The sequence below is a fragment of the Dolichospermum compactum NIES-806 genome (assembly GCF_002368115.1).
Lineage (GTDB): Bacteria > Cyanobacteriota > Cyanobacteriia > Cyanobacteriales > Nostocaceae > Dolichospermum > Dolichospermum compactum.
The window spans coordinates 1770800-1786023 of the sequence record NZ_AP018316.1 but is presented as its reverse complement, the minus strand read 5'-3'; the positions used below and the strand labels follow the sequence as shown (position 1 = coordinate 1786023).

General features: G+C 37.0%; 13 protein-coding genes and 2 pseudogenes. 5 read left to right on the top strand and 10 right to left on the bottom strand.

Annotation, left to right across the window (positions count from 1 at the left end):
• Window positions 1–4: 4 nt before the first annotated feature.
• The 5 genes from CA730_RS08615 to purS form a co-directional block, all read right to left on the bottom strand.
• Window positions 5–1432 carry an EH signature domain-containing protein gene (locus CA730_RS08615; RefSeq protein WP_096666306.1) on the bottom strand — a complete coding sequence of 476 codons (1428 nt, stop codon included), beginning with the start codon at window positions 1430–1432 and terminating at the stop codon, window positions 5–7.
• Window positions 1433–1438: 6 nt separating this feature from the next.
• On the bottom strand, window positions 1439–2095 hold the full coding sequence (locus tag CA730_RS08610; RefSeq protein WP_096666303.1) for an OmpA/MotB family protein: 657 nt from the start codon (window positions 2093–2095) through the stop codon (window positions 1439–1441).
• Between the two features lie 41 nt (window positions 2096–2136).
• A complete protein-coding gene (locus CA730_RS08605) occupies window positions 2137–4155 on the bottom strand; it encodes a hypothetical protein (RefSeq protein ID WP_096666300.1) in 2019 nt (672 codons plus the stop codon).
• A gap of 443 nt (window positions 4156–4598) precedes the next feature.
• Window positions 4599–5270 (bottom strand): phosphoribosylformylglycinamidine synthase subunit PurQ, encoded by a 672-nt coding sequence (gene purQ, locus CA730_RS08600; RefSeq protein ID WP_096666297.1) that lies wholly within the window; start codon window positions 5268–5270, stop codon window positions 4599–4601.
• Window positions 5271–5530: 260 nt separating this feature from the next.
• Window positions 5531–5809 (bottom strand): phosphoribosylformylglycinamidine synthase subunit PurS, encoded by a 279-nt coding sequence (gene purS / locus CA730_RS08595; protein WP_096666294.1) that lies wholly within the window; start codon window positions 5807–5809, stop codon window positions 5531–5533.
• Window positions 5810–6626: 817 nt separating this feature from the next.
• On the opposite strand from purS, the gene CA730_RS08590 reads away from it, so the two are divergent.
• A complete protein-coding gene (locus CA730_RS08590) occupies window positions 6627–7010 on the top strand; it encodes a Fur family transcriptional regulator (protein WP_096666291.1) in 384 nt (127 codons plus the stop codon).
• 119 nt (window positions 7011–7129) lie between these two features.
• Here the strand turns inward: CA730_RS08590 and CA730_RS08585 are convergent.
• Together CA730_RS08585 and CA730_RS08580 are read right to left on the bottom strand one after the other, a co-directional pair.
• Window positions 7130–7354, bottom strand: a pseudogene (locus tag CA730_RS08585) (SPFH domain-containing protein); the annotation flags it as partial.
• Window positions 7355–7365: 11 nt separating this feature from the next.
• Window positions 7366–7500, bottom strand: a pseudogene (locus CA730_RS08580) (NfeD family protein); the annotation flags it as partial.
• A 216-nt stretch (window positions 7501–7716) separates the two neighbouring features.
• Here CA730_RS08580 and CA730_RS08575 point away from each other — a divergent pair.
• On the top strand, window positions 7717–9645 hold the full coding sequence (locus tag CA730_RS08575; protein WP_096666288.1) for a protein phosphatase 2C domain-containing protein: 1929 nt from the start codon (window positions 7717–7719) through the stop codon (window positions 9643–9645).
• 203 nt (window positions 9646–9848) lie between these two features.
• A complete protein-coding gene (locus CA730_RS08570; protein ID WP_096666285.1) occupies window positions 9849–10070 on the top strand; it encodes a ferredoxin-thioredoxin reductase variable chain in 222 nt (73 codons plus the stop codon).
• 45 nt (window positions 10071–10115) lie between these two features.
• Here CA730_RS08570 and hetI read toward each other — a convergent pair whose 3' ends face one another.
• Both hetI and CA730_RS08560 read right to left on the bottom strand, forming a co-directional pair.
• Window positions 10116–10826 (bottom strand): 4'-phosphopantetheinyl transferase HetI, encoded by a 711-nt coding sequence (hetI, locus tag CA730_RS08565; RefSeq protein WP_096666282.1) that lies wholly within the window; start codon window positions 10824–10826, stop codon window positions 10116–10118.
• A gap of 83 nt (window positions 10827–10909) precedes the next feature.
• Entirely contained in the window at window positions 10910–11944 is a 1035-nt protein-coding gene (locus tag CA730_RS08560; protein ID WP_096666279.1) for a YheT family hydrolase, read from the bottom strand.
• 232 nt (window positions 11945–12176) lie between these two features.
• Between CA730_RS08560 and CA730_RS08555 the strand changes: the two genes are divergently transcribed.
• On the top strand, window positions 12177–12920 hold the full coding sequence (locus CA730_RS08555; protein WP_096666276.1) for a response regulator transcription factor: 744 nt from the start codon (window positions 12177–12179) through the stop codon (window positions 12918–12920).
• Between the two features lie 261 nt (window positions 12921–13181).
• Here the strand turns inward: CA730_RS08555 and CA730_RS08550 are convergent, their stop codons facing one another.
• Window positions 13182–13487, bottom strand: a complete 306-nt coding sequence (locus CA730_RS08550) for a hypothetical protein (RefSeq protein WP_096666273.1) — start codon at window positions 13485–13487, stop codon at window positions 13182–13184.
• Window positions 13488–13728: 241 nt separating this feature from the next.
• Between CA730_RS08550 and der the strand changes: the two genes are divergently transcribed.
• Window positions 13729–15093, top strand: coding sequence for a ribosome biogenesis GTPase Der (gene der / locus CA730_RS08545; protein WP_096666270.1), 1365 nt, complete (start codon window positions 13729–13731; stop codon window positions 15091–15093).
• Window positions 15094–15224: the final 131 nt, after the last annotated feature.

Genomic DNA, 15224 nt, shown 5'->3' with positions numbered 1-15224 from the left:
TTTATCAAAATTGCGATCGCCTGGCATCTGATTCTAGTCTGTTAATTATACCTCTCCATTGTTGTAGTTGTTCTTGGCGTTTATATTTATTTTCAGTAGATAGTTCAGGTAAACCTCTATTATATCTACCATATATTTCGTGTAAACCAATAAAATATGTAGTTCCTGTATTTGGTAAAATCTGATATTTTTCTCTCAATAATTTTTCACAAGACCATTGCCAACCCAGAACATGATCATGCGCTTCTCCACCTAATGATCTGATTTTTTTTACTGATAATGATCTTGAACCGAATAAAATTCTTTCGATATCATCTTTTTTAGGAAATAATCTAGTTTCACTGCCTCTACCTCTAAAAAATTCAACAATAAAACCTTTATCTCCTAAATCAAATATACATATTTCTGTAGCATCACTGCCATCAAATTCCAATTTTTTTACATCTTGATCTTCTCGCAGCAAATCATTAATTATTTGATAAGATTGCATAGGAAGTAAAATTTTAATTCTCATAAAACTATTACTATAGTTAGCCCAAAAACCTTGCCGTCTTGTTAATTGTTTTTCCTCTTTTTCTGTAATGCTAACCCTATTAATAATTAAATCTACTAATTGGCGAAAATCATTATAATTAATTGCACCAACCCAATCTCTAAATTTTTGTTTAGCTTTATCTGATAATTTTGATTGTTTTTGAGAATTATTATAATTTTGTTTTAACCAATTAACCAACTCAGGAAAAGTACCAGCTATGCTAGTAGAAACATGATTTAATATATATTCAACTGCTGCAATTTGTATTATTTCCTCCATTTGATCAAAACAACGTAATAACCAGTTAACTTTATCTAAAGTAATCGGATGCATTTTAGGAAAATAAGGAGCAATTTCTAAGAGATAATCTTTTAAGATTGGAAGATTTGGCAAAACATTATTTATTTTATTTAATAATTCGTTCCGAGTTAAATTGTGATTGCAGGTAATTTTAACCAGTTCTTGTTTAGGGTAATCTGTTCCTAAAGCAACCAGAATTTTAATTGCTAAATTATCTTTTAAATAAATTGATTTACTCCAAATAGGAAAACTCTTTTTCAAATAAGATGCTATGACATTTTTTTGACCACTATAACACCAAGCTAAACGACGAATTAATGTAAAATATAACCATTCTATTTCCAAAGAAATATTCCAAATTTTTAAAGATAATTCTTGTTTTTCTGAATCCTGTAACTTTTCCCAAGGTTGATCATTATCAATACACCATATCCATTCTACAAAAGTAATTTCATTGATTTTATTATCATTAATTTTTTCTTTTAATACTAATATATCTAGGTTAATATTACCTACTTTTTGTTTTTTAGCAAGAGTGATTAATCTATGAGGTTTATAGTCAGGTGGAGTAATTTCGCCGAGATTTTTATTAAGCATAACTTCCTACTTTTTTCCTGTATTTAACTGACCTAAATCTTGCCCCTTAAATTGAATCCGAAATACTACCTTTCTATCTGTTGATAAATCTCCTGATTTTGAATCATTTTCCCCTCTCCCTACTACCATGATTTTTTTCTCTAATTGCGATTTATGAGATGTATTAGAAAATGGCATTTTATACAAAGTATATTTAGAAACTTCCCATGCTCTCATTAAACTTAATTCCATATTAAAATCAGACTTACCATAAGCACTGGTATGACCTTCAATAATTACTCGTTCAACTTGATCTTTAACTCTGGGAGTTTCAAAAATTACTTTGCTATAAACTGGTATCAGTTTTTGTAATGTTTTTTCACCTTGAGGATTTAATTTAGCACTATTAGTTTCAAATAGTATGTTATCTCTCAAGCTAATATCACCAGTATTTGGATCAATTGAGGCTTGAATATTATTCGCTTTTAGTTGACCTTCTAATTCACCTATTAAAATTCTGGTAATATCTTTTTGAGCTTCATTCAATTGAACTAAAGCAGTAATAAAAAGCAGAGCAAAAAACATCAGTAATCCTGACATTAAATCACCAATAGAAAGATAAGTTGCAGAACTTTCTTCATCTTGATCATTGTGATTATTTTGAAATTGTAAAGGATTTAACATGAGATAATTTACCTAATTGTATGATTTAATTACTTAAAAAATTAATCGTTCATTAATTGACGATTATTTTCAATTTTGACTAAAACATTAGCAGTTTCTAGTAAACCACTACATACTTTTGACATTGATTCATCAGCTTCATTAAAGAATTTAGTTTGCCATTTTGTTGAAGTATCCATATAGTTATTAAGATGATTTTCCCAATTATGAAGAAGAAGATTAAATTCTTGAGTTGCTGTACCAACATTCCGAGATAACTCTTGTAATTGGGTTAATCTTTCTCCTGAGTGTAATCCCATAGCGGTAGTTAGTTTTTCAATAGATTGAATTCTTTCGTGCATAGCAATACCTACTTGATTAATTTCAGCAATACCTGTTTTAACTTGGTTTATGGTATGACTCAAATCATCCATTAATGATTGTCTACGTTGGGTTTCTTCTGCAAAAGCATTGCGTAAATCAGTTACAACTTCTGATAAAGCATCCCGTTGTGTTCCTAATGTACTTTCTAATAATTGATTTTGATCATTAAAGAATTGAGTTAAACTGTCTTGATACTGGACTCTAAATGTTTGTAATTCCTCTTGTACTGTAATGCGAGTATTTTGCAACGTTTCATCAATATTAGTTAATGTACTTTCTAAGTTATCCTTAGCATTATTCATTAATTGTGATGCTTCTTTACCAACAGTTTCTAAAGTTTGTGTCTGAACTGTGAAATTATCATTTGCTTGATTTAGTATATTTGAGAATACAGAATAAACACTCTCTAACATTTGTTTTTGTTGTTCAGCTTGAGTTGTTAAAGATTGTTCTAAATCTTCTCGAATACCTGTAAATGTATTTGCAGCTTTTTCTGCACTTTCTTCAAATGCTTGACGTTGCGATTCCATTCCTTCAATACTTTTTTCTACTGCATTACTAATTGCAATACCTGTTTTTTCTAAAACTCCTGTGGTATCTGTTTGAAAATCATGTAAAGTAGATTTTAAACTATTAGCAAAGTTATTCAATTTTCCTAATGTTTCTTGTTGAAACTGCTGAATTGTGACAATTGAATTGGCTAACTTTTCAGAAATTCCCCCTAACTCATTATTTAATTTAGTAACAGCTTGGGATGCTTGTTGAGTTAAAGCTGCACTTTGATCTAGTCTTTCAACTATGGGAATAATTAATTGATTTTTCATTTCACTAATTAAATTTTCCAGTACATCTCTTTGAACAGTGGTAATTTGATTTAGTGTTTCTTGGGAACTAGCAATATTATTAAATACAGGTGTTAATCTCGTTTCAATTATCCTATCTAATTGACTACTAACAGCATTTCCTACTTCTGTGCCAATAATTTCAGCATCAAGGTTTTTAGCTACTCTTTCTAGTGCTTGAGACGCTCTTAAATTAGCATTAAAATCAAATTTTTTAAAACTTTCAGCTATTTCTTTTAAACTATTAGCTGCATCATCACTGCCATCTTTTCCTGTAACAGTAATTTTATGTAAACTTCTGCTAATTTGATCATGTTGTGATTGTCTAATTGAGTCTGTTATAAAGAGGATAATCGTAAATAAACTTCCACATCCTAATCCCATTAAAGAAGTAGAAAATGCTGTTTTCATTCCTTCTAATAACCCTGCAACTCCTGACATTAAAGACTGTGTATTATTAAGATTATTTAGGGGAATACCTCCTATTCCTGCTTGAATACCATAAAATGTTCCTAAGACACCAATAGCTGTACATAAAGTACCCACAAAACGTAAATTACTGCGAGTAGAATGAGTTAAAATTTCTGGATATTGCTTGAGTATATATTTGTCATTAATCTCAAGAGGTATATTATTTTTTGCTTCTAAATGTTCATTAATCCATTCTGGTGAAATATTTTCTATATTTCCTCTCCTTAGCTGAGATATTGCTTTTTGATCACGATTAGATAGTTTACAGTATTTTAAAACTGTGAATATTTCACAACTTACAGCTACACCAAAAACTATAACAGTTGCCCAATGGAATAGATCATTATCCCAAAAAATATCCCAAATCTTATAAATTTCTTGCATATTATCTTGCTCCCTGTAATTATTGATGACAAAAAAAGATCATATTCTGGGTAAGGTTTGATCAATTAAATCACTTTATCAAATGTTATAATCACCACAATATCCAGTCAACATAAATCAGTTAACTTCCGAGTTACTTGATTATTAAAAACCAAAGTAATATCCTTTTTAGATATACCTTCCTTTAAAAACTATGTAATTATTCCTTACTCTGCCTAATCTAGACTAATCTAACATGATATAAATTTTATCACATTCTATACAAATGTTAACCGTAATTACTCTATTCATACAATAAAACATTTTATAGGTAAAACTATTTAAACTGGATTTTATACGCAAAAACTCTTTTTTTAAATACTAAATAATAATGTTCTGCGACTTGACAAGTCGAGACATAAAGAAAATAAAATACCCGACTTCTCACAGAAGCCGGGAATCTATTACACCAAAGCTGCTACCTTCCCCAACAAACCCTCAAACAAGCGCAAACCATCGCTATTACCTAACGCGGAATCTGCTGCTCGTTCTGGATGTGGCATCATGCCCAAAACATTGCCTTGAAGATTACAAATCCCGGCAATGTTGTTGAGTGAACCGTTGGGATTTTCTTGATAACGAAATAAAACTTGGCCGTTAGCTTCGATTTCTGCTAAAGTAGTTTCGTCACTGTAGAATCTACCCTCTCCATGTGCAATGGGTAAAGTAATAACTTCCCCTTCAGCATAACCCTGAGTCCAAGGTAAATTATTACGCTCAACTTTCAAGGTAGAGCGATCGCAGATAAAGTGCAAATCTTGATTTCTCGCCAATGCCCCAGGTAATAAACCAGCCTCAGTTAATACCTGAAACCCGTTACAAATACCGATGACAAATTTACCTTGTTGTGCATGGTTGATAACTTGCTGCATCACAGGAGAAAAGCGAGCGATCGCCCCACATCGTAAATAATCCCCATAACTAAAGCCACCGGGGACAATTACCACATCTATATCACTAATATCCGTCTCTTGATGCCAAATCATCCGCGTTGGTTGTCCTAGTAAATCTCTAGTCACATAGGCAACATCACGATCGCAATTAGAACCTGGAAAAACTAAAATACCGAATTTCATTAGTTGTCAGAGGAAAGGGAACAGGGAACAGGGAACAGGGAACAGGGAACAGGGAACAGGGAACAGGGAACAGGGAACAGGGAACAGGGAACAGGGAACAGGCAAGAGGCAAGAGGCAAGAGGCAAATTATTTATTTTCTCAATACTATTGCCAATTTTCCAAAATATGTCTGAAACCCAATAAAATCGTGACGATATCAATAGGGTTTCAGGGCTTTGGCAATAGTATTGTTTCTATTACCAATCACCCATTGCCAGTTTCAAAATACGCCAGTTTGTGATTCTACCTCAATCAAATCAAAGCGATAATTTTCGATGACTGGATTTGATAACATTTGGTCACAAATTTGATTTAAGTCTCGACGCGCTTTCATTTCATCAGGTGCGGTAATGGTTAACTCAATGTACTTACCAATTCTCACCTGTTCCACATTGTCGTATCCCGTTTGTTTGAGGCCAGATTGTACAGCCACACCAGCAGGATCTAAAACTGAAGTTCTCAGAGTCACGAAAATTTTAGCTAAATATTTTATTTGCACGGGCTTTTTGCTGAATGCTGCGATCGCTTTGACACTCCCCGGTCTAAAGACACGGGGATTCTTGGTTCAACGAGACCACTTAAACTAGACTCCTTGCGTTATCTAGCGAGAGAGGTGGGACTCTCCCCAAGCGTTAACTTTCGGTCTGCCCGACCGTAGTTGCATGACTGCAAATCCTGTTGAGGATGAAACTTTTCTGTTTCAACAATTCTGATTCGTCTAGTCCTATAAATCTTTTACCTACTGCTAGGAGGGAACTAGAACAATGAAGTAGAACCCCATAGATTTAATTGTCAAGGTACAGATTACCGTTAGGCAGTGAGGTTTTTAGACAGGTTGATTACCTTTCCTGTGATAATTAGGATAACACAAGTCACTGGAGGAAGACAGCCTCTAGTAGTCTGTCAACCCGAAAATGACGGGTGAAGGCAAGCAGGGGGAGAAGAGAAGCGCCGGGGGTAGGGGAGGGAAGAACAGAAGTTTTTCCGATCATTACCCGTCAAAATAAATTTGACGAACTACTAGTACAGCACGGCGTAAATAAATCAACCATTCTTAATCGCCAAAAAGCTTGCCCAATATTGCTTTTGACGTTTGACGTTTGACTTTTGACGAACGCCTTGTGGTACTAGTTGGCTTTCATCCCTTGCCTAAAGAAAGGATAGTTAAGTTTTTCCGCCACCCTCCAAAACTTGCCCTCAAGGGTTTTTAGGCTATTTTCTTATAACTTTTCTGGTCTAACTGAGTGAAAATATAATCAGGAAGTAGAAGTAATTCATGAATTACCTCTACATAAATACAAATTTAACAACGATTTATGAGAGCCATACATACCCGTAGTCAAGAACGGATTTTAAACCTGTTACAAAATATTAAACAAGGCATTTCTGCTCAAGAGATTTACGTAGAACTACGTAATCTCAACCAAAGCATGGGTTTAGCAACAGTTTATCGTTCCTTGGATGCTCTCAAATTAGAAGGCTTAGTGCAAGTGCGAACTTTAGCACATGGTGAAGCCCTTTATAGTTTAATACAACAGGACAAGCATCATCTAACTTGCCTACAATGTGGCATTTCCATTCCTATTCATCAATGTCCTGTCCATGAACTCGAAAACCAATTACAAACCAGTCATCAATTTAAAGTGTTTTATCACACTCTAGAATTTTTTGGACTATGTACAAAATGTCAAGCTACTTAGGAGTCAGAAAGAAGGAGTATGTGGCTAACGCCACGCTGCGCTATCAGAAGGTAGGGGCGCAGGGTCTGGGCCCATTCAGGAGTCAGGAGTCAGAAAGAAGGAATGAAAGAAGAAATTATTTAATTAGTGGGAAAGAGAGGTTTGGGATTAGGAGCATTATCTGAAACAATAGAACGAATACCTTCCAAAGTAGCTGGAATAGTGCGAGGGTCTATAAACATCACCTTGCTGCTATCGCTTTTACCAATAGTATTCCCCATATCCAAATAATTTAAGGCTAACAGCACATCTAGTGCTTTTTGAGCATCAGGGTTAGCCTTAATCCTCTCAGCGATAATTTCTGCCGGTTTCCTGTACCAGAGTAGGACAATAATCCTACAATTAAAGCACTAATGCCCATCATAAAAGCAACAAAAGCCGATGGTAAAAACAATTCCGTCAAACACAGAACCGAAACCGCTAACAGCCAAATCAATCTAGAACTTGGCATAACGCTTTTCCCTTACAATGAATTTACTCATCCCAACATTATCTGAGGCTGAACAGAATCATAAAATCTATTCATCTATTCTTATCTGCGTTTATTTGCGTTTATTTGCGGTCAAATATTCTTAAAATCTTATTCCATGCAGTTTCATCTTAACTTGGTATTTAGATACACCAATACAGTCAAACTTTACAGAAAAAACTAATCCTAATTTTAATTATGTTTTCTACCCAACGGGTGATTAATTGCCCAAATCCAGAATGTGATCAACCTTTGAATGCTGTCGGAGAGACTATTTGCGATCGCTGTTACACTCCCCTAATTTACCGCTATCTCTGGGCAACTGGCAAGCAAGCCGCAGAAATTCCCCCAGAAACAAAAGTAGCAAATAGATATGAAGTCATCAAACCGCAAATTTGGCTAGATACCCAACCAGCACTATTACCAGATATCCCCGCAGAACTACCAAATATCGTTATTCCCTACCTACGCTTATACTCAGAACATTTGCATATACCCCAAGCCTATGGTTTTACCTCCTTAGCCGAAATAGAAGATGATATTCTTTTACTAGAAAATGCCCCCATAGATGAAACAGGCTGCATTTACCCAACAATTACCGACTCCTGGAAACAAGCATCTCCCGTCAGACAAATTTACTGGTTATGGCAAATTCTCCAATTGTGGACACCCTTATCAGCATTAGAACTTGCCCAAAGTTTATTATTAGCAGATAATTTATGTGTGCAAGGTTGGTGTATTCGCCTATTAGAACTGCATCAAAACACTGGTCAACCGACTTTACAAGATTTAGGTAATTCTTGGCGCAATTGGGTGACACTTACAGAAACCACGCTTTCCCAAAAATTAGACATCATAGTTGAGTTAATGTGTCAACCCGAAAATGATTTAGAAATCATTAATACTAAAATCAATGAAATATTACTGACAACAGCCGCAGAATTACCTTTATATTTAACTATTTCTGGGGCAACAGATTCAGGTTCCGTCATTAAACATAATGAAGATGCTTGTTATCCTATTCATCAGCGAGATATAGATGATCAATTGCAACCACGACTAGCAATTATTTGTGATGGTATTGGTGGTCATGAAGGTGGTGAAGTTGCGAGTCAATTAGCTTTGCAGTCTCTCAAATTGCAAATGCGGGCTTTATTGGCGGAAATAGACGAACAAACAGAATTATTAACTCCTAATCTCTTATGTCAACAAATAGAGTCTTGTTTGCGGGTAGTTAATAATGTAGTATGGTCGCGTAATGACGAGCAAAAACGTCAGGGAAAGGAACGCATGGCTACAACCTTAGTTATGTCATTGCAAATCCCTCAAAAAAGAGAACAGTTAGAGAATTCCCACGAACTTTATTTAGCCCATGTTGGTGATAGTCGTGCTTATTGGATTACCCAGAATTATTGTCAACTCCTAACTGTGGATGATGATATGGTCAAACGAGAAGTTGGTTTAGGGAAAAGTTTATATCGTCAAGCATTGCAAATCCCAGAAGCCAAAGCCTTGACCCAAGCACTAGGCACAAAAGAAGCAGAATTTCTCAACTTTTCGGTTCAAAGATTTATTATAGAAGAAGATGGGATTTTATTGCTTTGCTCCGATGGTTTAAGCGATCGCAATTTAGTAGAACAATCTTGGCAAGACTACGCCATACCCGTACTTACAGGCGATTTAGACATAGCAGACGCTACTCAGGAATTAATTAAACTGGCTAACGAAAAGAATGGCCAAGATAATATATCTGTAATCTTAACTCTTTGCCGTGTTGCCAAACCAGCCTCAATGGCAATTATACCCGCACCCCCGGCAGAAATTATTCCGCCCCAACCCTTAGCCGTCCCTGATGCAGAAGCATTAATTATAACAGACCCCATAGAAACAGATTTAACAGCCAGTTCCCAAGCCTTGCTTGATTTAAGTCTGACGGAAGAACCAACAGCACCGTTAAAACCATCTAAAGGTAAAGGTTTGGTACTATTAGCAGGACTATTAGTTTTATTATTGGGTAGTACCACAGTCAGTTTATTTGCTTGGTGGCAATTATCCCCCCAATCATTCTCACAAATTTGTCGGCAACTTCCTCAAAAGGTGCGAGAATTATGTCCAGGAAGGGAGTAAGTAGGGGAGGTAGGGAAAAGAGTATTATCATTACCCATTACCCATTACCAATCATCTCAATCAAAAATATACAAGTTCATTCCACAGCCTAATAGTACAATGTGTTGTAAAATTGGGTTTGCCATTAAATCATGCTGGATTTTGCAGTCAAAATAGCTGTGGAGATGGTTTAGGAACAGCAAAAGTTAGATACATAAGATATTATGAAAGTAGGCGATCGCGTGCGCGTTAAAGAATCAGTAGTAGTTTATCATCATCCCGAACATCGTGGTGATGCTTTTGACATCAAGGATTCAGAAGGGGAATTAGTAGCTATTGTCACCCAATGGCATGATAGACCTGTAAGTGCTAACTTTCCTTTTTTAGTCCAGTTCAGCAAAAAATTTAAAGCCCATTTACGCGATTTTGAAATAGAAACTATCTAGCGTAGGGGCGCAAGGCCTGCGCCCATAAATTCGTGTGTAATACCACTATTCCCAACAACGCAAATTAATATTACTACCTGTAACCACAACCGCAGCCGCAAAATTGTCTGCTGGGGTTAATTCCCTTAAACTCCAATCTCCTGATACAAGTAATTGACTAGGTTGATTTGGTGTTAAATCTATTTCAATTTCTTCCAACTGCACCAAACCATCTCCTGTAGCCTTTAAATAAGCTTCTTTACAAGTCCAATAACGAAAAAATATTTGTTGTTGTTCGGCGGGGGAAAATAGTCGCAGGTATTCATATTCTCTAGCAGAAAAGAATCTTTTCGCCAGACCTTCCAAATCAGACATAGTGCGAATATGTTCTAAATCCACACCAATTTGATGTTGATAACTTACCCCCAATAAAGCCAAATCTTGGGAATGAGATAAATTAAATAATAGTCCTTGATTAGCAAATTTAGCCGCCAATAAAGGCTTACCACGCGGCTGATATTCAAATTCTACCTGTTTAGGGTCAATATCCAAATATTGCCCTAAAATTGTGCGGAGAGTGCCACGTCCAGCTATAAATCTTTGCCGATGTTCAGGAAAATAAAACCTTTCAGCGCGAGCAATTTCATCACTAGATAAAGTTTCCCGAAAAGATTGTAATTGTAATTCTGATGAATTTAAATTAATGCGCCAAATATGCACATCATTTAATAACAAATCTAATTTTTTAGGTGCGGGTAGCCAATTCAAATTACACACAATATCTAATAATTAAACTGTAAAAATTCGGGAGACAAAACGTTTGATATAGCCGGAAAAGTTAGGGATATTCTTTCTTCCTTCTAACTCCGAACTCCTTCTATCCATTCTAAAACACGATTCCACGCCCACCATTGATCAGGATCTTGGTATTGATTTTGACATTTTTTGCTACTCACATAACCAACATGACCACCGTAGCGAGTCAGTAATAAATCTATATTGGGATTTTTTCTAGCAGCAGCTTCTAAATCAGGAATGATAGCCGGATCAAATAAAGGGTCATCAGCAGCATATAAAATTAAAGTTGGTTGAGATAATTTTGGTAATAATTCTAAACCACTGCTGGCTTGATAATAATCAGCAACCGTCGCAAAACCCAAACGTTCAATTACCAATTCTTCATCAAATCCCCAAATACTATTAGCCCGTTCAATCGCTTCTGGTTGAATAGATTCAGGATAAACAGCATGAATTTTCCAGGCTAGTTTTTTCAATTCCTTAGCAATGCGAGACTCGACATATTTACCAAAAGGGTGTTTAACTAGATAGGTGAGCGATCGCAACGAATCCAAACTAGGACAAATCACCGCCCCACCCGCAACGTCAATGTCTTTAGGTGCTAAATCCGCAGCAGCTTTCACACCCCACAAAGCCAACTGTCCCCCCAAAGAATAGCCCGTAAACCAAAATGGTGAAGGACAACCCATTTTTGCCGCAGCTTCGGCTATTTTAACAAAATCTTCCCCCTCATACAAACCATCAGAAGTCAATGTTGGCGATAATTCTGCGGTTTTACCATGCGCCCGCCAATCAAATAACACCACAGCATAGCCTTGGGCGTAAGCCTTGCGTCCCAAAATTCGTAAAAACCATTGCTGGTCTAGCTCTCCAGTAATACCATAGGTGCCAACAATTGTACTATGGGCATTTGGGGGAATAGCAACTTGACCAAAAATTGGCACACCTTGACCCCCAGAGAAGATAACCTCGTGATATTTCGGTTCTAGATGAGTAATTTTACTCTCCCAATCCCGATTAGCCCATAAAGCCGTATAAGCCGTCATGGTCACGCCATTTTGCAAAAAATAGGGCGGTAAATATTCGTATTTATACATAAATGAAAGGCGGTATATTTTACAATGATTTGATTTTAATATTTATATTAGGTTTAACATATTTTTCATAATTAAGATGGTAATCTTTTTATATATCAAGGAAAACAAAGCCTTATGGTTTGCTTGATTATCCAATCATCGCTCAACTTTTTCCCAAAATCAGCGTAGCGAAATTTTGGTGGTTGGGAGAGAGTCAATTATCGTTAAATAAAGTAGTTATAATTTTTTAAGAATGCCGAGGATTCTTGTCATAGACGATGACCCAGCGATTTCAGAACTTGTTGCCGTCAACTTGGAAATGGCGGGCTACGATGTTAGTCAAGCTGAAGATGGCATTAAAGGTCAGGCTCTGGCTTTACAGCTACAACCAGACTTAATTATGCTTGATCTGATGTTACCTAGAGTAGATGGATTTACAGTTTGTCAACGCCTACGTCGGGATGAACGGACTGCCGAGATTCCTATTTTGATGTTAACTGCTTTAAGCCAAACCCATGACAAAGTGGAAGGGTTTAATGCTGGTGCAGACGACTATCTAACCAAACCCTTTGAGCTAGAAGAATTGTTAGCGCGAGTAAGGGCTTTATTAAGACGCACTGACCGGATTCCCCAAGCGGCAAAACATAGCGAAATTCTAAACTATGGACCGATTACCCTCGTTCCCGAAAGATTTGAGGCTATCTGGTTCAAAGCAACGGTGAAACTGACTCATTTAGAGTTTGAGTTACTCCACTGTTTGCTGCAACGTCATGGACAAACGGTTTCCCCTAGCGAAATCCTCAGAGAAGTGTGGGGTTATGATCCTGATGATGACATTGAGACTATTCGGGTGCATATTCGCCATTTGAGAACCAAACTTGAACCCGATCCTCGTCATCCGCGCTACATTAAAACCGTCTACGGTGCAGGATATTGCCTGGAATTACCTAGTGTACCTCCAGGAATGGAGGAAACTTTGGCGACAGTAGTTGAGTGAAAGGGGACTGGGGACTGGGAGAAAAATAAAAAGAAATATTCGCCATAAAAAATCCCAGTGAAGACTGGGGAATCAGAGAGTAGCGAGTGTGGAAGGTTATTTGATCAAAACCAATCCCCAAAATCTGTATAGCCAAAAACTTGTAAATTATGGATTGTACTGATTACTGCCTTTCGTAAACCAATTAATAAATGCTGGAATGGTTCTCTGTTACTGGGTTCTTCGATTGCGGTGGTGTCATTAGCAGCTAACACAGATATCTCAGCAGTGCGTAACTCCTACATAAGAAAAATCATTGCTCGTCAAAGAAATATCTGTTACTCCTTGGACAAATCCAATCAGTTCATGTGTCCCGTGGAGGAAGATAGCCGTGCCATTGTTACTTCCTAATGTGTATTTAGTATTGAGTTCGTATTGATTAGAGTTCCCATGTAATTGAATCTGATCCTTGTTTTGAAAATCCTCAATGATCGCATAATCTTTGAGTCCTTTTCCCACATAATAAATATCGTGAGCATCTCCTAACACAAAGGTGTCCTTCCCTCTACCCCCATTGAGAATTGACAACTACTCTGCAATCTCGCAAATACTTATTCTACTTACAGTAGTAAAAATAACATTAAAACGGTTAATTGCTCTTGGTGTAAAGCTTTCAGAACCATTTTTGAACTAAGAATTGCTGGTTTTACTAATTACCAATTATCAAAAACTATGATATGATTAGTAGTTCTCTAAAACAGTGCTGGGTGAAGAACGTAGAGACAAAACTCAGCACACCTACACACTCAGCACTAAAGAACTCTAGTTTATGGCATTGCCAATTGTTGCAATTATCGGTCGCCCCAATGTGGGCAAATCTACCTTTGTAAATCGTCTTGCCGGAGATCAAACGGCGATCGTCCACGATGAACCAGGGGTAACACGCGATCGCACTTATCGTCCAGCTTTTTGGAATGATCGTGATTTTGTCGTAGTAGATACAGGTGGCTTAGTTTTTAACGATGACACCGAATTTCTCCCTTTGATTCGGCAACAGGCTTTAACGGCTCTTGCGGAAGCCTCTGCTGCTATTTTCGTAGTAGATGGGCAAGCGGGTTTGATGCCCGCAGATGAAGAAATTTCCGAATGGTTACGTCAGCAACCAGTTCCCGTATTACTGGCTGTGAATAAATGTGAATCTCCAGATCAAGGCGCGATTCAAGCCGCTGAATTTTGGGAATTAGGACTAGGTGAACCTTTCCCCATTTCCGCTATTCATGGTAGTGGCACAGGGGAAATCCTAGATGAGTTAATGAACCACATTCCTCAGACAGTAGAAACCGAGGAAAATCCAGAAATCAAAGTCGCTATTATTGGTAGACCAAATGTAGGCAAATCAAGCTTACTAAATGCTTTTGTTGGTGAAAATAGAGCTATTGTTAGTCCTATTTCTGGAACAACTAGAGATACAATTGATACAATAGTTGAACGAGGTGGACAGACTTACAGGTTAATTGATACTGCTGGTATTCGCAAAAAGAAACATATAGAATACGGAACGGAATTTTTCAGTATTAACCGTGCGTTTAAAGCTATTCGTCGTTCTGATGTGGTTTTATTAGTGATTGATGCTTTAGATGGTGTCACTGAACAAGATCAAAAATTAGCAGGGCGCGTCTTAGAAGAAGGTCGCGCTTGTGTTGTGGTTGTGAACAAATGGGATGCTGTCGAGAAAGATTCTTACACCATTTATGACCATGAAAAAGAACTAGAATCACGCTTACATTTTACAGAATGGGCAGATACTATTTTTGTGAGCGCAAATACGGGGCTACGGGTAGAAAAGATTTTAGAATTGGTCAATCAAGCGGCTGAGGCACACAAACGCCGTGTGAGTACATCAGTCATTAATGAAGTTCTGGAAGATGCTATCAGTTGGCATTCACCACCGACTTCACGGGGCGGTCGTCAGGGTAAGATATACTATGGTACTCAAGTCAGCAGTCAGCCTCCTTCCATTGCGCTGTTTGTTAATGATAATACCCGCTTTAATGACAATTATCGCCGTTACATTGAACGCCAATTCCGTAAACAGCTTGGCTTTCAAGGTACACCGATTCGGTTATTTTGGCGCAGTAAGAAAGTTCGAGAAATGGAAATTGGCGGACCAAATCGTGCTACTCGTGTAAAATAGGAAACTGATGGAATTTTAGATTTTAAATTTTGGATTTTGGATTGGATGATTCCGAATTTGAACAGGAGAAATATCGCTTAGGTTGAATGGGATGATTTGCTAGGTTTCAACTGTCGAAAAATTGAAAATCT